The 23,435-nt window shown below is 45.9% G+C and carries 24 protein-coding genes, 1 pseudogene and 1 riboswitch; of the genes and pseudogenes, 10 read left to right on the top strand and 15 right to left on the bottom strand.

All coding sequences use genetic code 11. The features are described from left to right. Positions 1 to 23: 23 nt before the first annotated feature. From ACH59B_RS05790 to ACH59B_RS05750, 9 genes and pseudogenes are all read right to left on the bottom strand, one after another. Positions 24 to 1,745, bottom strand: a complete 1,722-nt coding sequence (locus ACH59B_RS05790; RefSeq protein WP_039276888.1) for a hypothetical protein — start codon at positions 1,743 to 1,745, stop codon at positions 24 to 26. Between the two features lie 21 nt (positions 1,746 to 1,766). Continuing rightward, positions 1,767 to 1,898 (bottom strand): hypothetical protein, encoded by a 132-nt coding sequence (locus ACH59B_RS05785; RefSeq protein ID WP_016821314.1) that lies wholly within the window; start codon positions 1,896 to 1,898, stop codon positions 1,767 to 1,769. A gap of 23 nt (positions 1,899 to 1,921) precedes the next feature. After that, positions 1,922 to 2,356 (bottom strand): phage tail assembly chaperone, encoded by a 435-nt coding sequence (locus ACH59B_RS05780; RefSeq protein WP_016821316.1) that lies wholly within the window; start codon positions 2,354 to 2,356, stop codon positions 1,922 to 1,924. 100 nt (positions 2,357 to 2,456) lie between these two features. Then, the gene (locus ACH59B_RS05775; RefSeq protein ID WP_016821317.1) at positions 2,457 to 2,864 is read right to left on the bottom strand and encodes a phage tail tube protein; all 408 of its coding nucleotides are present in this window, start codon (positions 2,862 to 2,864) and stop codon (positions 2,457 to 2,459) included. Between the two features lie 122 nt (positions 2,865 to 2,986). After that, positions 2,987 to 4,453 carry a phage tail sheath family protein gene (locus tag ACH59B_RS05770; protein ID WP_031463044.1) on the bottom strand — a complete coding sequence of 489 codons (1,467 nt, stop codon included), beginning with the start codon at positions 4,451 to 4,453 and terminating at the stop codon, positions 2,987 to 2,989. A 2-nt stretch (positions 4,454 to 4,455) separates the two neighbouring features. Further along, complete coding sequence (locus tag ACH59B_RS05765; protein ID WP_016821321.1) at positions 4,456 to 4,674, bottom strand: hypothetical protein; 219 nt, start codon at positions 4,672 to 4,674, stop codon at positions 4,456 to 4,458. A gap of 10 nt (positions 4,675 to 4,684) precedes the next feature. Further along, positions 4,685 to 5,653 carry a hypothetical protein gene (locus ACH59B_RS05760; protein WP_017426411.1) on the bottom strand — a complete coding sequence of 323 codons (969 nt, stop codon included), beginning with the start codon at positions 5,651 to 5,653 and terminating at the stop codon, positions 4,685 to 4,687. Positions 5,654 to 5,997: 344 nt separating this feature from the next. Then, positions 5,998 to 6,852 (bottom strand): annotated as a pseudogene (ant(6), locus tag ACH59B_RS05755) (aminoglycoside 6-adenylyltransferase). Between the two features lie 118 nt (positions 6,853 to 6,970). Beyond that, positions 6,971 to 7,447 carry an ArpU family phage packaging/lysis transcriptional regulator gene (locus tag ACH59B_RS05750; protein ID WP_017426408.1) on the bottom strand — a complete coding sequence of 159 codons (477 nt, stop codon included), beginning with the start codon at positions 7,445 to 7,447 and terminating at the stop codon, positions 6,971 to 6,973. 275 nt (positions 7,448 to 7,722) lie between these two features. Between ACH59B_RS05750 and ACH59B_RS05745 the strand changes: the two genes are divergently transcribed. The 4 genes from ACH59B_RS05745 to ACH59B_RS05730 all read left to right on the top strand — a co-directional run bounded on the left by ACH59B_RS05745 (position 7,723) and on the right by ACH59B_RS05730 (position 11,651). Further along, positions 7,723 to 8,196 carry a helix-turn-helix domain-containing protein gene (locus ACH59B_RS05745; protein ID WP_013369769.1) on the top strand — a complete coding sequence of 158 codons (474 nt, stop codon included), beginning with the start codon at positions 7,723 to 7,725 and terminating at the stop codon, positions 8,194 to 8,196. Between the two features lie 11 nt (positions 8,197 to 8,207). Continuing rightward, entirely contained in the window at positions 8,208 to 8,633 is a 426-nt protein-coding gene (locus ACH59B_RS05740; protein WP_017426406.1) for an ImmA/IrrE family metallo-endopeptidase, read from the top strand. Between the two features lie 194 nt (positions 8,634 to 8,827). Next, positions 8,828 to 10,735: a 5'-nucleotidase C-terminal domain-containing protein gene (locus ACH59B_RS05735; RefSeq protein WP_031463043.1), complete on the top strand. Its 1,908-nt coding sequence runs from the start codon at positions 8,828 to 8,830 to the stop codon at positions 10,733 to 10,735. A 244-nt stretch (positions 10,736 to 10,979) separates the two neighbouring features. After that, positions 10,980 to 11,651: a 3'-5' exonuclease gene (locus ACH59B_RS05730; RefSeq protein ID WP_016821326.1), complete on the top strand. Its 672-nt coding sequence runs from the start codon at positions 10,980 to 10,982 to the stop codon at positions 11,649 to 11,651. A 41-nt stretch (positions 11,652 to 11,692) separates the two neighbouring features. Here ACH59B_RS05730 and ACH59B_RS05725 read toward each other — a convergent pair whose 3' ends face one another. The 3 genes from ACH59B_RS05725 to ACH59B_RS05715 all read right to left on the bottom strand — a co-directional run bounded on the left by ACH59B_RS05725 (position 11,693) and on the right by ACH59B_RS05715 (position 13,894). Further along, the gene (locus ACH59B_RS05725; RefSeq protein ID WP_016821327.1) at positions 11,693 to 12,676 is read right to left on the bottom strand and encodes a YafY family protein; all 984 of its coding nucleotides are present in this window, start codon (positions 12,674 to 12,676) and stop codon (positions 11,693 to 11,695) included. A 71-nt stretch (positions 12,677 to 12,747) separates the two neighbouring features. Further along, complete coding sequence (locus ACH59B_RS05720) at positions 12,748 to 13,515, bottom strand: hypothetical protein (protein WP_016821328.1); 768 nt, start codon at positions 13,513 to 13,515, stop codon at positions 12,748 to 12,750. A 223-nt stretch (positions 13,516 to 13,738) separates the two neighbouring features. Further along, complete coding sequence (locus ACH59B_RS05715) at positions 13,739 to 13,894, bottom strand: hypothetical protein (RefSeq protein WP_016821329.1); 156 nt, start codon at positions 13,892 to 13,894, stop codon at positions 13,739 to 13,741. Positions 13,895 to 14,203: 309 nt separating this feature from the next. Here ACH59B_RS05715 and ACH59B_RS05710 point away from each other — a divergent pair, with 309 nt between their 5' ends. The 6 genes from ACH59B_RS05710 to queF all read left to right on the top strand — a co-directional run bounded on the left by ACH59B_RS05710 (position 14,204) and on the right by queF (position 18,596). Then, positions 14,204 to 14,644: a hypothetical protein gene (locus ACH59B_RS05710; protein ID WP_016821330.1), complete on the top strand. Its 441-nt coding sequence runs from the start codon at positions 14,204 to 14,206 to the stop codon at positions 14,642 to 14,644. Positions 14,645 to 14,669: 25 nt separating this feature from the next. Beyond that, entirely contained in the window at positions 14,670 to 15,374 is a 705-nt protein-coding gene (locus tag ACH59B_RS05705) for an AIM24 family protein (RefSeq protein ID WP_016821331.1), read from the top strand. Between the two features lie 85 nt (positions 15,375 to 15,459). Then, a riboswitch (PreQ1 riboswitch) is annotated at positions 15,460 to 15,503 on the top strand. A gap of 135 nt (positions 15,504 to 15,638) precedes the next feature. Then, positions 15,639 to 16,322 carry a 7-cyano-7-deazaguanine synthase QueC gene (gene queC / locus ACH59B_RS05700; RefSeq protein WP_016821332.1) on the top strand — a complete coding sequence of 228 codons (684 nt, stop codon included), beginning with the start codon at positions 15,639 to 15,641 and terminating at the stop codon, positions 16,320 to 16,322. Next, complete coding sequence (gene queD / locus ACH59B_RS05695; RefSeq protein ID WP_016821333.1) at positions 16,315 to 16,806, top strand: 6-carboxytetrahydropterin synthase QueD; 492 nt, start codon at positions 16,315 to 16,317, stop codon at positions 16,804 to 16,806. Before queC ends, queD begins: the two co-directional genes overlap by 8 nt. Further along, the gene (gene queE / locus ACH59B_RS05690; RefSeq protein WP_404303481.1) at positions 16,799 to 17,662 is read left to right on the top strand and encodes a 7-carboxy-7-deazaguanine synthase QueE; all 864 of its coding nucleotides are present in this window, start codon (positions 16,799 to 16,801) and stop codon (positions 17,660 to 17,662) included. Before queD ends, queE begins: the two co-directional genes overlap by 8 nt. Before the next feature lie 436 nt (positions 17,663 to 18,098). Next, positions 18,099 to 18,596 (top strand): preQ(1) synthase, encoded by a 498-nt coding sequence (gene queF / locus ACH59B_RS05685; protein ID WP_017426398.1) that lies wholly within the window; start codon positions 18,099 to 18,101, stop codon positions 18,594 to 18,596. Positions 18,597 to 18,730: 134 nt separating this feature from the next. Here the strand turns inward: queF and ACH59B_RS05680 are convergent, their stop codons facing one another. The 3 genes from ACH59B_RS05680 to bglX all read right to left on the bottom strand — a co-directional run bounded on the left by ACH59B_RS05680 (position 18,731) and on the right by bglX (position 23,421). After that, entirely contained in the window at positions 18,731 to 19,564 is an 834-nt protein-coding gene (locus ACH59B_RS05680; protein WP_016821336.1) for an AraC family transcriptional regulator, read from the bottom strand. 214 nt (positions 19,565 to 19,778) lie between these two features. Continuing rightward, complete coding sequence (locus tag ACH59B_RS05675) at positions 19,779 to 21,170, bottom strand: glycoside hydrolase family 32 protein (protein ID WP_016821337.1); 1,392 nt, start codon at positions 21,168 to 21,170, stop codon at positions 19,779 to 19,781. Continuing rightward, on the bottom strand, positions 21,163 to 23,421 hold the full coding sequence (gene bglX, locus ACH59B_RS05670; RefSeq protein WP_016821338.1) for a beta-glucosidase BglX: 2,259 nt from the start codon (positions 23,419 to 23,421) through the stop codon (positions 21,163 to 21,165). Before bglX ends, ACH59B_RS05675 begins: the two co-directional genes overlap by 8 nt. Between the last annotated feature and the right edge of the window lie 14 nt (positions 23,422 to 23,435).

The following is a 23,435-nucleotide window of genomic DNA, read 5'->3' as shown; positions in this document are numbered from 1 at the left end:
CCCTACTGCTACCATTTACTGCATTACATAGCTCCAGCGCCCGTTGGTTTGGTATTCTGCGTTGCACGCAAAATTTCAGCTTTGAGGCGGTAGCCAATCTGCGTAATAAGACCATCCACATCCAGCTTGTTCTCATGCACAGTGACCTGTACAGCCCCCGCAGGAAGATTAAATTGATTGGTGGTTTCGGTTTTAAAATCCTTCAAAAAGCCAGACAATGTTCCCATTTGTTCAGGACTGATCTGTACTACTTGAGGAGTGGGATTACCGTTGGCCTTACCTTTAGCTTTGGCGCCATTGTTAGCATGCGCCGCAGTATTCAACATTGGGCTTGGGTTTACCCCTTGGTTAGCGATAGCCATCGGTCCGTAAGGATTAGGAACGCCTTTGGCGCCCGGTTGTGGAGGCACGAATGCGGATGCACTATATAAAGGCGGCATAGTTGCTAAGGGCTTAAGAGACGCACCTATATTTGAATTAGGTGGGATTGAAGGTTTATGAACTTCAGGTGGCTTAGTTGGCTCTTTTTTAGGTTCGTCTTTTTTACCGAAAGAAAAGAAATCAGAAAAGCTCTTACCAAAGTCTCCAGCCTTATCTGAAAGCCAACCTTTGACCTGGGAAGCCTTTTCTCCAAGAAGTTTACCAGCGGACTTTGCCTTTTCCATCATAGCTGGACCATAATCTGAGACTAAGCCGCCAATTTTTCCTCCAACAAAATCTCCCGCCATGCTTCCAAGTTGAGAACCAACTACAGTACCAATACCCGGAAGCAAAAATGAACCTATAGCACCGCCTATTGCAGAACCAGCAGTCCCGCCTACAGTAGAACCAATAGCTTCTGCACGTTCTTTACCAGAGGTAGCCTGTGCGATGTTCATAATATCCATCCCATAGCTTAAAGGACCCAGTAGCTTTTTCGCACCGCCTTTTAAAAGGTTTTTGAACAAGCCTGATCCTGCTTCTTCTGCTGCACCAGCTACTGTGCTAGGGTTTACAAGGCTGGAAGCGGCACTAGAAGCGGCTGTGGCAGTACTACCACCACCTTTAAAGATTCCAAACATCCCCTCTCCACCTTCAAAGAGATCTGAGAATCCTCCACCTACTTTTTCCATGAAGTCCCCACTATTTTTCCCAAAAGAATAAGCCTTTTTGGCAACATCTTTAATCTTATCTCCAGTAGTTGCTCCAACAGGTCGAGTAAATAATTTTTTCCCTGCTTTCAATGCTTTTTTACCCGTTGAAGGTGCTTCAGATAAGTTTTTTATTCCCCCACCAATTTTTTTGAGATTACCAAAAAAATCCTTTGTTTTCCCCCAAACCGTCTTAGGCTCTTCTTTTTTCTCTGCAGCTGGTGTCACAGATCCCAACTTAGTACTCAAATCCGCAATAGCCTTCGTATTGGCCTCTACAGCAGTAGTATTTGCTTTCAAAACCGTACTCAGATTGTTATCAGACTTGACCGGGTCTGCTTTAGCAGTGCCGCTATTTACCTTCACATTCACATTCCCAGAGGCATTAATAATCTGAGATTTAACCCGGTTAATCTTGTTCAACAGATTATCCAAGCCTTTGGAAGCCATATCGTTCAGCACAATTTCCGGGGCCATGCGAGTGCGGCCGATTTTCAAAACACGTCCTTGAATTCGCTCAAAATAGCGTTCCATTGCGCGCAATTCTCTGTTCGCCTTAATGACGTTTTTAGGATCAATCACAAGGTTCATGCGGTAATTTAATGCTTCTGCCATCTATCATGTTCACCTCCTTGTTTATACTTTTGAAGCTGCTATGTTATCCATTTCCTGTTCGGCAAACGCCAGCAGCAGCATGCGCTCACCGCGGGGAAGCCGCCAAAAGTCTCCGGGACGAAGGTGGTGCCGGACCCACAAGTGGTACAGCATCGTCGTCATTCCCCCGGAGCCGATTAGTTTTTTAGATCAGCAATCTCAACGCCAAAACCGGACAGTTCCAGCACTTTATCTCCCACTGCATCCAGTTCACCCGCCAGCAGCATACGGCGGACAGACTGTTCGCCACCGGACAGCTTCAAGCGGCTTGTAATCCGGGGATCTCCCCAACCATTAAGGGACAGGCCCTTCACTTCCAACTTTCCGGTGGCTTCCGAAATCAACAAGGCGTTGAACGTTTCGGTATCTACCTTTTCGTCTACAGCACCCTTCACGGTTCGGCGAATCATGCAACGCTCACGAATGCTGTCCACCTTACTAGAGGTCAGTCCGTGCAGTACAATTTTCATATCGAGGCGCTTGATACGAACCGTTTCTTCCGGTAGTTTCTCAGCGGCTTCAAACAGACTGTCCAAAATTTGTTCTTCTGTCATATTCTCATTCAAACTCATAGGTCATTCTCCCTTATTGTTAATTTCAGATTTTCACAAATTCTTATTTTCATTTGGGGAACGGGACACCTGACAGCATCCCAATTCCCCGTTAACCAATTTAGTTCGCTACAATCGGATCCAGCAGCTCATAGCCTTCGAAGGTGAAGGTCGTTTCTTCCTGTACTTCCTCGCCTGCTGTCCAGTTGGCTAGCTGGATTTTGTCAGCAGTGCAACGGATGAGACGAATACTTTCATGTCCAAAAGCTTCTGGATCATCCAGCTTCGTAATAATCTCAAAACGATTAAAACCACGACGAATCATATCGGACGTAACTTTGTAGCCACTCATCGTCCCCGTCCCTTTTTTGATGCCGCGCTTATGCACCTTCCACTCATTGCCCACGAGATTCAGCTCGCGTTTTTCCATTTCCACGCTGGCTTCCAGCTTATTGATATTCGTCTGCCACACCCCATCCACATGCGCCTGACCAAACGTACCTAAAATAACTCTTGAAGCATCCAACATTTCTTTTTCCTCCTCAAAATAATTCATAATATAGTTCGGGATTCCACAAAATCCTCGTTGTTAAAAAGCTACCTTAATCCTACTGATCGCCACCGAAATGCTTAGGCGCGTAAAATGCTTATTTATTGCACGTAAAATGTGCCGAACAGCTGCTCCATCACGTCGGTGAGCTTCACATTCCATTGCAGGAACACTTGATCCGGCTCCGGTTTGATGACTGGCGCATCACCGTAGTAAGCCGGATCGAGAATGACATCGTAGCCATCCGCCTCGATCACGTTGCTCAGCGACAGCTGTGCCAGGTATTCTTTGATCGCACCGATGAGTGCCAGACGGCCTTCTACTGTGTTGTTGATTTTGCCAATGTAAGTCTCTTCGGCTGCACGCTGCAAGTCAGCGTTAATGGCATCCATGACACGGATGGAACGGATTTTCTTCCACGCATTGTTTTGTCCGGCAGACGGGTTCACCAAGCTGTTGATTCCACGCAGCGCTTTGACCTGACGGCCATCGAAGAACAGGAGGAACACCCCGTTACGGACAGCCTGTTCCTGCTCGGAACGTGTCCAGCGGCGGGTTACATCCTCAAAAGGCGTAACCGCATACGTTGCGGATTGGTTCAACCGTTGGCCTGCGATCAGTCCGGCTACATAGGCAGCCGTTTGGGCGGAGCTGTAGTCCGTACCTGCCAGACGTACGCCTGTGCCCACGTTTACGATGCCTTCATGGTTCAGTGCCAAAGAACGTGCAGAAGCCAAGCTGACAGCCGTTTTGGACACATCATCTGCCGCAGAACCGCCGAATACAGCGATGACGCCTTTGCCTTCATTCCGGACACGTTTGATCCAGGCAGCAAAGCTTTGCAGCAAAGCCAGATCGGCTGCATAATCCAGGGCCAGCACATTAAACTCCTGTCCTTCCAATGCTTCCTGCATGGCGATGTAATCGGCATTAACCAGCTTGCTATTGCCGCTATTGCCACCTGTCAGATGTACGCCGCTGACATCCGCTGGAATGCCGCCTTCGCCGACAACCTCAGCTTTCACCCATACGTTTTCGCTGTTTTCGTTCAGCGCTTTGGCAATCGAAGCAGCCGTACCGTCGCTGCCTTTGTACGTACCCAGCAGTTTGGTTCCTTCATAGAGGCGCACCTCACGAGCTTGCTCGTCGCCCAAAGTTGGCTGTACCGTTACGGCAAAACCATTACCGCGGCTACCTGTGTACAAAGCCTTCAAACGCAGCACGTCGGTCGGGGTCTCGCCACCGCTTTTTAGTGTTACAGACGCTTCAGCAGCCGTGTCATCTGCCAATCGGTAAGCGAGCAGTTTTTTCGGACCGCCCAGCAAAGCCAGATACAACGTGGAATATGCTGTCGCACCGTTCTCACTGTCGCCGGAGAAGATTTGGCTAATAGCCGTTTCGCTACCCACCTCTACAAACTCACGTACAGGGCCCCAATTCGCCTTGATGGGTACAACGACCGTACCACGTGATCCACCTTGAATCGCTGAAGCTGCTGCTGCCTGAAAATTCATATACAAACCCGGTAATACCGGTTTATTCGTGTTTTCCCATGTTCCGCCTGCCATAATTAATCCACCTTCGCTTTCATAAATTGTTCGATTTTAGTGTGTGCTTCTGCTACCGTAAATAGCTTGTCCTGTGTGCCAAAAAAGGCGCCTGCCAGCACTTCTACTTTTACAGAAAATAATTGTTCTGCGTGTTCCTTTAGTTCCTCTAGCGTATAGCGTGGGCCACTTGCTTCCTGCCCGCTATGTAGCGGGGTCTTCTCATGGCTTTCCAAGGTCACTCGGACCACCTCATTTCAAAATAGGATGAATTTCCACTCTGCGAATCAATGCCGCTTCCTCAGCCGGACGCATACGCCGCTGTACCAGCGTCAGCCGAAGCTGACCGTCTAAAATGGCATCCGCCTGCAAATCGGCTGAGGCTTCAGCCGTAGACATATAACGGCCCTTGTCCTGCTCCAGAGGAAGCTGGATTTGAGCGGCAAAGCCTTCGACCAGCGCGGAAGCTGCGCGGTTCTCTTCGGTGGTGACCGGGGCAGTGATATGCCCGATGAACCGTTTGCGGAGCTCATACATGGAGGCTCCTGCCATCCGGGTTTCACAGCCGCTCAGCCGCCATAATACCGCGTGGCTTCCCGGCTGTGCGGGCCATGCGTCGGCGTATACCGACCACAATTCGCCCAGTTGCTTCTGCGTCCAGCCGACCAGTGCTGCCAGCCATTCTTCCGGCTGTGCTGCATCAGGTGCTGAAGCGGCCGATCCACCTTCTGTTTCAGGCACATACACGCCAAAACGCAGCGTTCTATAGGCCTTGCCCGTAACCGTGTCCAGCATTTCTGCATCCCGCACGCCCAAATAGTGCGCGGTAAAAGCAGACGTGTCCTCACCTTTACCTGTCACCGATGCTCGGTGCAGTCCGGCAATCAGGGTATTCGCCCATACATCGGCCTGCGCCAGCCCCGCTTGTCCTGCGTACAGCTTGATGCGGACAACCTGCCGGTAACCGGCCCAGGAAGACTTCCAGATTTCCTCGCCCAGCACCATAACCGCATACGGCTCCTCTGCCGTCTGCGACGGGGGTTGAACATCGTATACACGCCCTTGCAGCGCCGGAATAATGTCTATGAGCTTTTGCTTAAAGGCTTGTCTCATCCTGTGGCATGCCACCCTTGCGTATCCTGTGCTCGCATGCTGTGGCTGTTTAGCCAGGCTTTTTTCCACTTCCATGCTCTCAGCCGGCGTAGCCTTGTACTCATGCATTGCAGCATCCCTTGCTTAGGCAACACGACTCCTCCTTTCTATACATCGAATTCCCGGGAAGTGACAAAGACGATGACCGCATGAAAAAACCGGCCCTATTGGCCGGCTAACGTTTGACGGTGTGTGTCTTCGGTATGTCCTCTTGTCTTGATTCCCGATGATATAATCTTACACCCTTATAACGAATGCGTTGCCGGGGAAATGGACGATAAAAGTAGAGACTAGGGATGAAGTTAGGCGGTATTTTGCGAACGTTTGTTCTTATATTAAAAATGCGTTTAATCTCATTGTTGATGTGCAAACAAAAAAATAACCGCCCTTTAAAAAGGCGGTTATTACATCGTTCAATTCAATGAATTATAAATATTTGCAGTATACCTAGTGATGGCTTCATCGTAATCTGGATACTCATACTCCAAACTTCTGGCCACAGCCTTAGCGTATTTTCTAAACAATGCATAGCAAGTAAGTAAAGACTCCCACATTTCTCGATAGCCATTTTCAGAGTAACTGGATAGTAAACTTTCCCAATCTTCATTAGGAAGGTACTGATTTATAAATTTATAGTTTTTTCCTACGCTAAAGGTGTACCCTTGCTCTGAGCCAATCTTCCAAGCCATCATTCGCAGCAAATTAGGTCGTGCTATCTCGTGCAAATGGTCAATAGCAAACAGGATTTCTTTTCTCGCCAATCCTTTTACGATATAAGTTGAAACCATCCAAAACTCATTACAGCAATCATCAAATTCCTTTGCCGTGGGCTCTTTAATCCAATATTGATGGTCATTTGCGATCACTTCCTCTTGGATCAGCACATCCTTGTCGAGCAGAACCTCAACTAAACCATCGCTATTCGTAAAATAATCCTCTACCTCGTTTATAGGGATCAGTGTCAGATCTAATTTATTTCCATCCTCAAAAAGAATGATATATGAAAATCAGTTACCTAGTTCTGATGGAAAAAGTTCCATATCCTCGGGTTTTTGCATCATAAGCCTATCCCCAAACACGTGGAGCCATTGATCACTTTCCTTGAAAGAATCCATATCTGTTACAAAGTAAGAAATATCATAATCTTGAAATGAATCAGGAGGAATATTGAAGTTTGTACGTGATCCTTCCATCGTGACCAATCGTATTCTTTTATCGTTCATAGCAAACTTTATAAGGATATTCATCATTTCTGGTTCACTTCTCAATACATCCGTCCTCCGTTCCTATTTTAATTGAGACCTATGCTTCTTATTCACCGTTGCGGTTCATACTCCTTGCTGTCTAGGTTAATAGAGCCACAGGTTGTGACCCCTATGCATTTACCTACCCCAGTCTGCGATCCGCACCCTTTTGCAAGTTTGCCAGATTCAGAACGCCTTGGTCTGCCAGCGCTAGCGCCATTTTGTAAAAAGCACGTGTGCGAAGCTTCGTATACGTATCTTTGCTGACTGGCGGGTCCAGCACATAATTGTAAACCTTGTAATCGAACACATCATCATCCTTTAAATAACGTTCACGGATCAGCAACTGTTCACGTTCATTCAAGCGGCTCACTACGGCATCCACCATTTGGCAATAGGCCAAGCGGGCGGCAGGAGCATCTACATTATATACAGCAGTCCGGGCCGTTGGGTCGCTTGTCACATTCGTGGGTCCGTTCGGGCGATCCGTATAGCCAGCAGTAATAAAGCTTTCCCGATCCATAAAGGTTATTGTTTTATAAATCCGGTATTTCTCAAATACACCCTCCAATGCATTCTGCGTTTTGCGACGGTCTAATTCGGGTAAGTTATTTCTCATGAAAAGCAACACTCCTTATATTATGCCTTTTGACAATGATGTATTTTCAAATAAAAACGCACTTGTTTACATTTTGTTCCCCTTTTGTTCGTATCTTGAGTATAACATAACATTATTTAGGATAGGTATCCATCGTGAAAAAAAGCAATATAGCCCCAAAAACAGGATATTCGCTCTACCTTTCTATGCCTTTTGGCATATTACGTGCTTTTACTATTTGCCTAATGGTATAATAAAGCTAATTCTATGATTCTATTGCAGAAAGGAGCTCCATTGTGGAACAGCCAGCATTCGGAACTTACCTAAAACAGCAGCGTGAGCACAAGCAATTGAGCATCAACCAATTAGCAGATGCCGCAGGTATTAGTAATTCACAAATTTCCCGCATCGAAAATGGGCTGCGCGGAGTGCCCAAACCCTCCACCCTCCGCAAAATAGCGGACGCGCTCAGCGTATCCTATACCGAAATGATGAAGGCCGCCGGATATTGGGCGGACGATGATTCAATAGAGCAAAACCCACACGAACTTTATCGTTCTACTGTACCAGAATGGGCAAACTCCAAAGACCGCCGGGATTTTAAAAAAATGTTGGAGGAAGACGACGAATTAATGTTTGATGGCATTCCGCTGGATGAAAAAGACCGGCAACGAATCAAGGACGTACTGACAGGCCTGTTCTGGGAAGCCAAGCAAATGAACAAACATAAAAAGCCCGCCGATCCCGGTGCGAGCAAAGATCAGGGATAGTAGGTGATCGTATGAAGGAACTCATTCACCAACTTGTCCGAAAATACCGCACTAATTGCCCCTTCGATATTGCGAAAGCCCTAGGCATCCATATCCGATACTGCGATCTGGGCTCCACAACCAAAGGGTTGTATTATCACAAGCTGCGCAGAAGATTTATCGTCATTCACAATGGCCTTACACCAGAGTGGGAACGGTTCGTCTGTGCGCATGAATTGGGACATGACCGACTGCATAAAGGTATTAGTCGCTTTTTTATGGAGGAGCATTCCTACTTTTCTCCAGGAAAATTTGAACAGCAGGCTAATCGCTTTGCCGTGCTTTTGCTGAGTGCAGGCAATCCGCCGCTGGCTGACGAAACATTGGATCACTATTTACCCCGGATCGGGCTGCCCAAAGAGACTGCCCTTTTTTTTGATCACAAAACAGAACAATAGTTCCTATTCTATGAGTTGCTGTCTATTACTGCCTCTACAATATAGGTAACTAGACGGTGTGTTTAACAACCGATATCTCAAAAAAATGTAGTGCTTTGATATAAAATAAGAGTTATTTTTACAATCATCTGATAAAATGTGGACGTAAGCGGTTTCTCTAATTCATTCATTTTATGGGAGGTTGAAGGAACAACATGAACTCATGGAAAAAACTCTCGTCGATCTTGACGACCGCCGCGCTTCTGTTCGGATGTCTCGGTACAGCAGCAGCGGACCCAGCTACTAATGCGGGAACAGCGGGAACGGGGACAACAACGACTCCAGTCAGCGGTAAACACATCACTATCCTACATACGAATGATACCCATGCTCACGTGGTCGCTAACGACAAGGAAATGGGGTTCGCCAAGCTGGCGGGAATCATCGACCAATATCGCGCCGCTAACCCTAATACATTGCTGCTGGATGACGGGGATACCGTTCATGGAACGACCTTCGCTACTCTGGTCAATGGTGAGAGTATCGTGAAAGTGATTAACAAGCTGCGCTATGATGCAATGGTTCCGGGTAACCATGAGTTTAACTACGGCTGGAAGCATCTGGTTGAGCTGAGTAAAGAGATTCAGTTCCCTGTACTGAGCGCCAACATTAAGCAAACCGACGGAACACGCTTGTTCCAACCGTATACTATTAAAGAAGTAGATGGCGTTAAAATCGGTATTATCGGCCTAACTACGCCTGAAACAGCATATAAAACCAATCCTAAAAATGTGGAGGGCATTCAATTCACCGACCCTGCGGCTGAAGCCAAAGCGGCAGTAGACGAAATCCGCAGCAAAGTAGATGTCGTCGTTGCTCTGGGTCACCTGGGACAAGATGCATCCAGCAAAGACACCAGCCTCAAGGTTGTGAAGGAAGTGCCTGGCATTGATATTTTCATCGATGGACACAGCCATACCGTGCTGGAAAAAGGCCTGGTCGGTGACAATGGCACGTTAATCGCTAGTGCAGGTGAATACACCAAGTATCTAGGTGTGGTGGATCTGTGGGTCGATGGCGGCAAGGTTATCCAAAAGCAAGCGAAGCTGATCGATTCGACTCAAGCTGCTGACGTGCAGCCCAACGCTGAAATTGCTGCATTAATCGCCTCCATTCAGAAGGAGCAAGAACCTATTCTTAAAGAGGTTGTAGCACAAACCAGTGTAGATCTGGAGGGCGCGCGCGAAAAGGTACGTGCGGGTGAAACTAATCTCGGCGACCTGCTCACTGATGCTATGCGTGACGTTTCGGGAGCAGACGTGGCTTTAACGAACGGTGGCGGCATCCGTGCTTCCATCAAAGCAGGAACGATTACCAAGGGAGACATCATCACCGTACTGCCTTTCGGCAACCAAATCGTCACCCTGAAAGTGAAAGGCTCTGACCTTCAGGCCGCACTGGAAAATGGCGCAGCCTCCTACCCGGAACCAAGCGGGGGCTTCCCTCAGGTGTCCGGTATCTCATTCAAAATAGACACCTCAGCAGCCAAAGGCAGCCGTGTTCACTCCATCCTGATCGGTGGCAAGGCCCTTGATCCTGAGGCAACATATACACTGGCTACCAATGATTTTACTGCCGTAGGTGGTGACCAATATACGATGTTCGCTAAATATCCACAGGCAGGTATGTTCGGATCGCTGGATGAAGCGTTAATCCGCTATATACAAAAGGCCGGGTCTACTAGCCTGCAAGTACAAGCGGCCGGCCGTATTCAGGAAGCCAAGGCAGACGGAAAAACTTCTGTCCCTGCCACACAAGCTGTACCGTCTGCTCCAGCCACGACGCCAGCACCTCTGCAGGAGATACCGCAATCCGATTCCACATCGGCTGCGAAACCAGCACCTGTGAAATCGACACCTGCCAAGTCTCAAACTAGCAAGCCACAGCAGGCTTCGGCTACTGCACAAGCTGCAAATAGCCACGTATATGTTGTAAAATCTGGGGATACACTGTATGACATTTCCCGCAAACACGGTACTACCTGGCAACAGCTTCAGCAGTTGAATAAGTTGAAGAATCCTCACCGCATTTATCCGGGTCAAAAGTTGGACCTCCCGGCCTAATTCAATAGCTAGCATAAACAGCATTCGGAATCCAAGTGGTTTCGGATGCTGCTATATGTCAGGATTTTTTAGATATGCGATAGTCCAAGCTCATTTGGACATCGCATATTTTTTTTGAAAGCAAGCCTTTTAACCGCTGACAAGTTGTGAACCGAGAGGTATGATGGAGAAGAGTTATTCGGGCAGAGAACATTTGTCCCGGTATCCATCGGGATCAGTTATGTGTGTGGAAGGAGTCCATTATATGCAATACATTATTTATGATCTTGAATTTACCGTTAGCCGTAACGCCAGATATTCCTCCGAAATTATTGATATCGGTGCCGTCAAAGTTATTCAGGGAGACGATGGCCTATTCGTTGCGGATACATTTCACAGTTTTGTGAGACCATCGAATCGACCTGTGATCTCTACAGATACCGTTCAATTCACGGGTATTACTCAACGAGACATTGATGCCGCTCCACTCTTTCCTGAAGCTGTGAAGCAATTTATTGCCTGGCTCGGTACAGATTCGCCCTATTATTTATGCGCATGGGGACCGGATGACCGTCAGAAGCTGGTATCCCATTGTCGTACCCATCATGTAGATCTCGGTTGGATTCATAATACAAATGATATACAGAAGCAAATTTCCCGTCTGTTTAGTTCCAATGGAAAGTATCGTCAGTTGAGCCTGTCTCAGGCGTTGGAATTGTGCAACATTGACTTTGACGGTCAACAGCATCGGGCACTGGATGATGCCGTGAACACCGCTCAGGTTTTCATGTACCATTTTGATCGTCTTACATTAGTTCATAATGCTGCCGACGATGAGGAAAGTCGCGGCTCAAAGCTCGTCTACTCCTCACCAGAAGAAGAACAGGAGCAGTACAGTCCCTTCGGCAATCTCGCCAACCTGTTTAAGGACCGTTAAGCAGATAGCTCCCCGGCCCGTTCCGGGGGATCTTCCCCCTGTTATTCTTGATTTCCTGCCTTTTTATCGAAGTAAAACGCCCCCCAGGTTCGCAGCATTTCTTGCATACGTTTGCGGTACCGTAAAGGTTCCAGAATCTCGGCCTCAGCTCCATAGGATGTGAGCCAATCCAGAAATTCACGGTCATGATTGACCGTCACCTCAAACAACAAACTTCCATCTGGCAAATCCTTGAGAAGAGGCTTGATGAACAGCTCCTCCTCTTTGACCCGATATACAGAATCGGCAGAGAAACGTACGACAAACCGAATATTTTGATTTCCTTTGGTCACCGACCAGGTGCCTTTAAAAAACATTTCCATTTCAGATGTATTTTTTTGAAACGTATACGGCAAAATCCTCATATTCCGAAAACGGCTGATCCGAAAGGTTCTCATGGCGGATTGCTTATGACAAAAACCAAGCATATAGAATCGCCGATCTTGAGGAACCAAACAATAAGGATCTACTTGCACCAATGATACATCTTCATTTTGAGGCGAGCTGTATTCCGCTTCAATTGTCTGCTGCGTAAGACTCGCCAAAACAATCAGCCTGAGCAGATAGGGCTGGTTTTCCCGATCAAGTGTCGAGCCGAGCCGGATGATATTTTTCATTTCCTGCGCGAAGCTCGTCTGGTCCATCTTTTTTTTCTGACTAGAGGCCATCACTTTCTCATAAGCACTTTCAAAGGCTGGCGGTAGAAGAGGCTTTATCGTTTCCATCATCTCTCCCAGCTTGGTAAAAGCCTCTGCCTCTTCTTCTGTCCAATTCAGAGGATACAAAGCAAAATTGCTAATAAAAATGTACCCCTTGCCATGCCCCATATTCGTAATCGGAATATGCATAGCGCTTAGCGCCTCCATATCTCGGTATATGGTACGTTCTGATGTTTCACAACGTTCGGCAAGCTCTCTTGCCAATATTCCTGGATTTGCCTGAACAATAGTAATAATCCGCATTAAACGTATCAACCGATCAGTCAAGGAAGTCTCTCCTTTACAAAAAGATAGTAAATTAGACTCACTAATTTGCACAAATAAACTAGCACAATTACCTATCTCAACCTATTATTCTTCGTAAAACGAACATCTCCTAACGATATTTCCTTATTAAAAAAGACCTTAGAACTATACGCAGTAAACGATACAAAAGACCCACTCCATTTATTGCGTATGGATAGAAGTAACTCGGCTTCCTCAAGATAATCCATGTCTTCGCTTCTAGCTGCACATATAAGCAATTCATCTGCTTGTCTCGTAAGGATGAACGCCCCTCGCTCAGGCTCCCCTTTCTCATACATACGTAATGCCTTTTTTACAATTGGGGACGTCTCATTCAGCTTTATGTATTTTTCCACCTTCGGGTTGGATGGAATGCTCAGCAGACCAAGATGGTGCGTGTAATGGATATAAAGCTGGTCTGTGCGGATCAGCGTTCGCTTTTCCTGCGATGGCTTGCGCCAGCTCCACTCGATCATTCCAATCGTATGTCTTCCGGACGCGTGAGCCGGTATAGAAAACGTTAAAATAGCTTGTCTATATTTTCCCCGTCGCACATCACCACAGTGAACCAGCATGCAATCTCCGTTTTCTGATTGTTTAAACCCGAGCCTCACCCCTTCAGCTTTTAATAGATTTACCCCGTTTTCTGGAATGAACTGAAGTTGAAGGTCACATCCCGCTGCCTTCGGTATTAGATTTCCTTTTCTTTTACGTATAGCCCCATAGCCCCATTCTATCAGTAGATTTACTTGTTTGGACCCATTCGCCGATATAGACTCTTTGTCCCATGTGTACGTTACATTGAGCATTGACTTCACCACTGGTAAATTCCCCCTAAAAGAACATGTAACTCTAAATTAACAGTGTTATCTGACACTATATTGTCAGGGAACATATGTTTGATTGTGAAAATTATACATGGTAATCTTTATGAAAGGGGACCTAATTCGGCAAATAACATTTTCATCCATTCTAATTACATAAATACGCAAAAATAGCCCGGCTTTTGCCGGGCTACATGATAGTCTGCTTCTATATTTAAAATTATGAAATCGTAGTTTCTGTTAAAGATACTTTCGTATTTGTGCAAATATCGGATATTGGAGCAAAAGTAGTGCTATCCACGATAAGCTCCTTCGATAATGGCTTGCCATTTACAGTGATTTTTAAAATTGTATAGTTTTGTTCTCTCTCATTCATCTTTCAAGATCTCCTTCTATATCTATTTTAATATTTCTAGTTCATATATTTTGTTCAAGCCCTGATCAGGTGCGGATGGTTCTTAATTCGTTTGTTGGGAAAAATGCCGGAATGTTGCCGCTTCCTTGATATACCCGTTTTAGGTTACACTTAAACTAATAATCGAGTTTTTTTGATAATCTTTTCCCGTATTTGTCGTCTATATATTCTAAAAGCTGCATCCAAATCATTATATTGTACGTAACCATGTGATATGGGTAATGATCTGTAACATCTAACATCTTGGTTTCTCAAAAGGGGGAACATCACTTGGCACGAGCAACTTATCGCTTTGCTTTGTACCGCCGCATTGTCTGCGCTGCTATAGCGCTTTTGTTTATTTTTGGAGTAACCCGTGTACCCGAAGCTCATGCTGCTTATTGGGATGATGTATATCAAGGCTTTGAGCAGTTTTCACGTTTGCCAGGCGATGTATATCAGCTCAAGGAAAGCTACCGCCAAACACAGGAAGACCTGGAAAAGGCCCGTACCAGCATCGAGACCTACCAGAAGCAAAACGCCCAACTGCTGGAGCAAAATCGCAAGCTGAACGACACCGTTACAGAACTGAAAAATCTCCAAACCCAGCGCGATCAGACTTCACACCGAAATAAAATGCTCATCATCACGGCTATCATTCTGCTGGCCGGTTATTTTATCGGTATCCGACTGTTGCGTTACGGGATGCGTCGACGCTCGGGAAGATACTAACTGCCTGAAAGGATGAAGGGTCTGAATGGACATACAAGCAGGACAACACCATGATGAAAGTGTCGGTTCGGTCGTAACGCTCGACCTGGCTGAAGGGGAAAAGCTGCACGTTCTGCATCCGCAGCAAATCATCGCCTATCGCGGACCCAGCTCAGGTCGCAGTGATAAGCTGATGAATATTAAAGGCATGTATCGCAAGCACAAACTGATTCAGGCCGATTTCACAGGCGCTTGCCGGCTAATTGCAGCACTTCCTCCTGGCTTTAGTCTGAAGATGATCAAGCTGGAAGGAAGCGACGATTTGCTATACGATTTCCGCAACCTGTTCTGGTACAGCTCCGGCATCCAAATGCGTACCAAGCTGCTAAGCATGAAAAACATGTTGTTTAGCCGTGATGTCATTAAAATGAAATTTGACGGTATCGGCCACATTGGCATTTTGACGCAGGGATTGGTATGTCAAGAACAGCTTCATCCGTCGGAGCCGATCTACGTCGATGCGAGCAGCGTCATTGCCTATCCCGAAAACGCCAAGCTGGAGTTAACCGTATATGGTAACCATTTGGCCAGCCAGCATATGAACTATCATTTTAAAATGACGGGACACGGTACCGTACTATTTCATGCTGGTGAGCATCATCGGCGACTTCAGCAGGATATGAACGACGATGGCGTGATCAAACGATTTTTAAGGGAAGTCATTCCATTTGGTGGAGTGTTTATCAAATAGCCCTGCCATGCTATAATGGCAATGCTATCAAGGAAGCTGTCTGTCCTTGTGGCAGCTGCTAATGAAGAAAATCCATGCATAACGCATGGGAGAGGTTCGCGAACTCCCTCTATAAAAAACTAACGATGCTTTGTCCTCCGCATTGAAAAATGAATTTGCGGGGCAAGGCCTGTTTTTTGTTGAAGCCGGTTCAAGAACTCTCCTTCTTCCACGTGACAAGACTCTGTGTCTTACACCATTCCAAGAAGATCGAGAGGTTTTTTTATGTTTACAAACGAAAAAGCAGTCGTCGTATTCAGCGGCGGCCAAGACAGTACAACCTGTTTATTTTGGGCAAAAAAACATTTTGCCGAAGTAGAAACTGTGACGTTCGATTACGGTCAGCGCCACAAGCAGGAAATTGAAGTTGCCGCCGGAATCGCCAGCGAGCTGGGTGTTCCGCAAACGGTACTGGATATGAGCCTGCTCAACCAACTTGCCCCGAATGCCCTCACACGCACCGACATTGACATTACTCAAGAGGAAGGCGAACTGCCTAGCACCTTTGTAGACGGTCGTAATCTATTGTTCCTAAGCTTCGCAGCGGTTCTCGCCAAGCAAAAAGGAGCGCGCCACATCATTACAGGCGTTTGCGAGACAGATTTCAGCGGCTATCCCGATTGCCGGGATTCCTTTATTAAATCGCTGAACGTCACACTGAACCTTTCGATGGACTATCCCTTTGTGATTCACACCCCGCTCATGTGGTTGAACAAGGCCGAAACCTGGCAAATGGCCGATGAGCTGAAAGCTTTTGAATTTGTAAGAACCCGTACACTAACGTGCTATAACGGCATCATTGGCGATGGCTGTGGCGAATGTCCTGCTTGCAATCTTCGTCGTGCTGGACTGGAGCAGTATCTTGCAGTTCGCGGCGCTTCGTCCCAAGGAGCTGAAGGCCATGCGTGAGCCAGGTACCTTTCGTATTGTCGACAAGCTCCAGCAGTTCGGGACAGACATTGAACGCTCTCAGTTGCGTTATCACCGCAAGCGTGTACTCGTAAGCAAACAATTTACGTTCGATGCAGCCCACCATTTGCACTGTTACGAAGGCAAATGCAAAAATCTGCACGGACATACTTATATCGTCGTATTTGGCATAAGCGGTATCCCGAGCGAGATAGGTCTAACGCTGGATTTTGGTGATATCAAAACGATCTGGAAAGAGCGAATTGAGCCTTTTCTGGACCACCGTTACTTGAATGAAACGCTCCCGCCAATGAATACAACGGCAGAAAACATGGTCGTCTGGATCTTTGAACAAATGGAGTCAGCCCTGACCTCGGATGCATACTGCAATCGTGTTGAAGGCGGACGTACCGAGTTTGTACGACTGTTCGAAACACCTACCAGCTACGCCGAATTCCGACGGGAGTGGATGTACGATGAGTAATACTGTAACTACTCACCAACCTATGGCAACCCCCGACAGGGCTAAAGCAGCCCCTATTCCTGTGCTGGAGGTGTTTGGTCCCACCGTGCAGGGCGAAGGTATGGTCATTGGTCGTAAAACGATGTTTGTTCGTACCGCAGGCTGCGATTACCATTGCTCATGGTGCGACTCCGCCTTTACCTGGGACGGCAGCGCCAAGGATCAAATCCGTCGTCTCAGTGCCACTGATATTTGGCAGGAACTACAGTCCATCGGCGGCGAACGGTTCTCGCATGTGACCCTTTCCGGAGGCAATCCCGTCCTGCTGCCACAGCTCGGGACGCTGATTACCCTGTTACGCAGTCAAGGCATTGCTACAGCTGTCGAAACACAAGGCTCCCGTTGGCAGGAATGGCTGTACGATATTGATGAGGTGACCTTATCCCCGAAGCCGCCCAGCTCTGGCATGACGACCAACTGGGACGTGCTGGATGATATCGTGGCCCGTCTGACCAACCGGAAAATGGCTGGAGCGTCCAAGTCTACAACAAACGTCTCAGTTACAACGTGCACCCAGGAATCAAATAATGAATCGGTCAGACTATATGCTGGAGCATGCAGCCTGAAGGTCGTCATCTTCGATGACACCGATCTCGCCTATGCCCGCACCGTTCATGAGCGCTATCCACACGTACCGTTGTTCCTCCAGACGGGTAATCCAGATGTGAACACGGAGAACACCGGGCAGATCGCAGAGTCTCTTTTACATCGTTATGAATGGCTTATCGACCGTATCATGGACGATTCCCAACTCAACGATGTAAGAGTACTCCCGCAGCTCCACACCCTCGTATGGGGCAACAAACGCGGCGTATAACACGTATATACAATATATTCCATGCGAGCTGTATGTGATACACAAGATACACCAAATTAGTCGAAGTACACCCTCGACGCCCAAAGCCATATAAAAAGAGAGAAACCCTCGTCCGCGAGACGGGGTTTCTCAATAAAATAACGCTCCTTAAATATAAGGAGCGAAATTTCACTTCTGCCCAACCCACATGTAAACGGGTAGGGACTTTATGGTGTTGACGGCGGTCAGCAGCGGAGCGGAGGATTTGAAGCTGGAGAAGCGTTAGCGTTCGCCTTTGAAATGGGATTCTAACCTATAGATCTTTTATCAGAAAGAATCCCATTTCAACAGCGATCGGAAGCTCAAATCCTTCGCGAAGCGTCGCCTAACCGAACCTCCCCACCATAACTCCCTCTCTCTTTTACCACTAAACCAACTTTAAGGAGCCTCACTCAATATGACCGGAAGAAAACCCGAAGAAATGACCGACGTTACCCTACTTGGCAATCAAGGCACACAATACACATTTGCCTATGATCCCGCCATTCTCGAAAGCTTTGATAATAAACACCCGTACCGCGATTATTTTGTAAAATTCAATTGTCCAGAGTTCACCAGCCTTTGCCCGATTACAGGACAGCCTGATTTTGCGACCATCTACATCAGCTACATTCCTGATATTAAAATGGTTGAAAGCAAGTCCCTTAAGCTGTACCTATTCAGCTTCCGCAACCACGGTGATTTCCATGAAGACTGCGTCAATATCATCATGAATGACTTGATTAAGCTGATGGACCCTCGCTACATTGAAGTATGGGGCAAATTTACGCCACGCGGCGGTATCTCTATCGACCCGTACACCAACTACGGCAAGCCGGGAACGAAGTATGAGCAAATCGCAGAACACCGTATGATGAACCATGATATGTATCCAGAGACGGTGGATAATCGATAGGCTGATCCCCTCAACTCATTCGCTACAAATATAAATAAGGGGCTGTCCCAATAGTCATAAAATGACTCAAGGACAGCCCCTATGTTTCTAGTCTATCAAAATAATCCATAAAAAATTTGCGCTTGTGGCGTCGTTTACACACTCAGATCAAATTTTGATTTTTTATATTCATAAGGGGTCTTACCCATAACTTCCTTAAAAGCTTTTCTAAAAGACTTCTCGTTGGGAAAGCCTGCCTCGTAAGAAATTTCTGTAAGTGACTTATTCGTTGTTTCCAATAAATCAATCGCCTTTTCCAAACAAAGAATTTGCTTGTACTCCGTAAACGTCTGACCTGTATATTCATGAAACATTCTCGACAAATAGGCCTCCGAATAGCCACATATTCGAGCTGTTTTCGCTAGGCTAATATTTTCAGCGTAATGTTCTTTAATAAAGTCCATGATCGTCTTTATCTTTTGCTGCTTTTCACTAAATACCTCCGGCTGTAGGTCTGCTGCCTCACTAAAATGATTAACAAGCAAATACTTAAGTTCAATAATTCGGCTTTGCTCTAAAATATAGTCATATTTCCCTTTGGAAATATGCAGGTTATATATATCCATAAATAACTCTCTTAATTTAGAAAGTATAGTATGTTCAACTTGTTGCTCTTGCGTGTTTAATTGGATGAATACTTGTTCATTGGCAAAAAAGGTAGCTGGAAATTGCAATACAACGACCTGGTTTTCCGTAATACTTTGGGTGGAGTGCGGTACATTGCTATTAATGAACAGTGCATCCTTTTCCATCAAAATGGTTATTTTTCCTTCATGCCACACCTTAAGACTTCCACTTGTACAGTAGATTAATTCCATATTACTGTGAAAATGCATAGGGATGACTCTTTCTGTATCTGTCGATTGAAACATAAAGAGGTTAATCATTTTTCTTCTGTCTATTTCAATATGTTCATATATTTTCTTCATACGACACCTCATCAACCAGCTATGAGTAATCAACAGTAATTATATTCAGTCATATACTCTAATACTCATACTATACCGATAGTAAAATGCCTACACAAGCTGAAATCTCTTCAGTCGACTAAGACAAAAAAAGGCAGTTCTTCTCGCAAACGGAGAAATGAACAGCCTTTCGTTGCCTGCTTGTAGCTCTCAGGTAAAAGATAAGAATAAAGTTTTAATGATTGATTATGGCATCACATTCCTGCAACTGATAAATCTCAATTTCTCCTTCATTGTCTCCTGCTTCAAGCACCATACTGCGTTGTTCCGTATCTTCCAGGAAATAACGCAGAGAAAATACTTCCTCGCCTTCGTTCACAAAGATCTCCAGACTTGAGCTTTCTATAAATATTTGCATGCCTGCAACTTGACTGGCTAACGTTGCTTTTCTGTACTCTCTCTGGTTCGTCAACCAGTTGGTTCTCCATACGGTTAAACTGTTTTCTTCCGAATCATAGGCAATTTCCACAGCATTTCTGACTATCATTTTGAAGTTCTCTGTAAGCTTCGAAAAATGAACATTGCACTCCACCTGCAGGGAAGGCAGCAGCCAAACCCTATTTTTGTGAATGTTCTCCTTGGAATGTACACCGTCCATTCTTAGCAATTGTAATTCCGGCAATGGTTTCTGGTATAGCACACCGTTAGACAATACGATTTCTCTAGGAAGAGTCAGCGCATGAATCCAGCCTTCCTGAATGGTGGGAACAGCCCTCTCTGCTTCTTCATTCATGGCGCTCATCCATCCGAACATAATGGTTCTATCATTCACCTTGAATGATTGTGGCGCGTAGAAATCAAACCCCCGATCAAGCTCTTTAAAATGGGCAAGGTTTCCGTTGAATTTTCCTGTACTCGTTAATTTCCCAACAACATATCCCGATTGGTTAGGGTTTCTATAATATTCGCCTGCTTCTGGTAAGCCCTGAGGAGAGAACACAAAAATATCATTTTCCGCAAATTGAAGTAGATCAGGGCATTCCCACATATATCCGAATTCATGATCATGGTCCAAAAATGATCCTTGGCATTCCCAATCAGACAAATCTATAGATTTGTAGATAAGCGCATCTCCAGTCAAATCCTCTCTTTGAGCGCCAACGATCAGCCACCAGTTCCCGTTCCGATCTCTCCATACTTTCGGGTCTCGGACATGTCTGGTATAGCCTTGTGGATGTTCAAACAAAGGACCCATTTTCTCGAAATGCTCCCCATCTTCCGAAATGGCTACGCATTGATAGCTTTCTCGGACTCCATCTTCCCTGATTACATTTCCTGTGTAAAACAGATACAGCTTTTCATCATGGACTATGGCGCCTCCGGAATAAATGCCGTCCTTGTCATACCATTCCGAAGGCTCAAGCGCGATGCCTTTCCTTTGCCAATGCACCAGATCGCTCGAAACTACATGGTCCCAGCATTTATTTCGATGTTCGGTTCCTTTGGGGTTCCACTGATAGAACACATGATATTGTTGATTGAAAAAGGCAAGTCCATTAGGATCGTTTAATAGCCCGTAAGGAGGAGTAATATGATATTTAAGATGATAAGCGTCGCTTTTATTCATGTTTATCCTCCGGTAACAAAGTAAAACTAAAGCTTAGCAAAATGTCCTGTGAGCTTGAACCGATATAAACCTCAAATTCACCTGGCTCACTCTTGTATTCCATTTCACGCCCATAAAATTTGAGCATGTCTTCATCAATTGAAAATTCCACAACTGTAGTCTCGCCGCTTTGTAAAAATACTTTTCTAAAGTCTTTTAATTCTTTCACTGGCCTTGCAACACTTGCAAATTTATCGTGAATATATAATTGAATCGTTTCTTTTCCATCATACGTTCCAGTGTTGGATACAGAAATACGGATATCCACTGACTCATTTGTTTTTATTTCCTTTTGGCTGACGGTTAATAGACTGTATTCAAATGAGGTATAAGATAAACCGTAGCCAAACGGATACAAGGGTTCGTTTACTTCATCTATATATCGGGACGCAAAGCGGTAAGATCCATTTTTCTTTAAATTCGGTCTCCCTGTATTCAGCTCATTGTAGTAGACCGGAATCTGACCGACGCTACGTGGAAAAGTCATTGCTAATTTCCCGGACGGATTTACTTTCCCATACAATATATTAGCCAGCGCTTCTCCGCCCATCGTTCCTGGATACCAGGCCTGAACTATAGCGTCAACCTTTTCAACAACATCGGTAAGGATCAAAGGTCTTCCACTATATACGATCAGAACGATCTTTTTGCCCAATAAGCTTAATTCATGAAGTAATCTCAATTGCGGCTCTGGCAGCGTCGGATTCGTTCGTGATCCACCTTCTCCGCTCTGATAAATACTTTCTCCCAAGGCAAGGACTATGACTTCTGCTTCATTTGCATGCCTAATGGCTTCTTGCAGTAGAGCTTCCTCGGACCTTGTTTCAACAGCCAGTTTGTCCGCATATTTATCGAAGGTTTCCCTTGCATCAAGAGGTAGCAGATAACTTCCTCTACATACCCAGAGATTGTCGGGGCCAACAAGCTGTAACAACCCCGTTTTCAAATTAATAGTGTCTGTCTGCTCTCCCTTGATCGCCCACATACCCAGGGTGGAATTTTCTTCTGCATAGGGACCCATTAAAGCTATCTTCGTTTCCTTTGACAATGGCAATACATTATTTTCGTTTTTCAGCAGCACAACGGATTCTTCTACCAAGGACAGTGCCGCTTGTTTATGTTCGTCTGACAGAATGCTGCTGGTTGAACGTTTAACGATTTCCTGTAATCCGCGGAACGGGTCCTCAAACAGCCCCAAATCATTTTTCAGCTGTAAGACACGGTATACAGCCTCATTCAGAAGCTCCAGCATATAGTCGTTACCAGATATTACATTCTTCAATTGATTAGCGTACACTGCCGTCTTCATATCCACATCCACACCCGCCAACAGTGCCAGCCTGGCGGCGGAAGTCTCATCTTCGGCATAACCATGCATGATTAACTCTTCAATAGCGGCGTAATCCGAGATCAATACACCGTCAAACTTCATTTCCTGTCTTAGTACGTCACGGTTAAGCCACTCGTTTCCAGTCGCAGGTATCCCATTCAACGTATTAAAAGCCGTCATGACAAGCTTGGCGCCCGCTTCTATTGCTGCTTGATATCCAGGTAAATAATATTCTCGCAATGCATGCTCCGATAGATCCACGGCATTGTATTCACGTCCCGCTACAGGTGCTCCATAAGCGGCAAAATGCTTGACACAAGCAGCAATTTTATTAGCTGGTACGGCTCCATCTTCCAAGTTGCTGCCCTGGATTCCCAGAACTACGCTTTGCGCATATTTCTGCGCCAGCAAGGTATCTTCTCCAGGTGATTCCATCACCCGCCCCCAGCGAGGATCTCTAACCATATCTACCATGGGGGAAAAGGTTACATGAATGCCTTCCTCGTAGCACTCCTGAGCAGCAATCGAAGCCGCATTCTCTATCCCCTCATAGTTCCAGCTACATGCTTGAGCAATCGGAATTGGGAAAATGGTTCGATAGCCATAGATAATATCCGCCATGAATAACAGTGGAATTTTATGAACTGATTTTTCCAAATAATCGGTTTGCAACCGGATTATTTTTTCCGGGTTGGTAATGTTTAATATGGAGCCCGTGTTATAAATATTATAGTCCGTGTTTAGCCCCAATTTTTTCAAAGGGCCCGTCACAACCGTATCCATGTCTCCTTCAAAAAAATCACCAGTCAGTTGGATGAGCTGGCCGATCTTCTCTTCTATTGAAAGACTGTTCAATTTCTCAAGCAATGTTTTGTTGTCCATGATTTTCTCCACCA

It is taken from the genome of Paenibacillus sp. DP01 (genome assembly GCF_044784315.1).
Lineage (GTDB): Bacteria > Bacillota > Bacilli > Paenibacillales > Paenibacillaceae > Paenibacillus > Paenibacillus polymyxa.
This window is presented reverse-complemented; position numbering and strand designations above follow the sequence as displayed.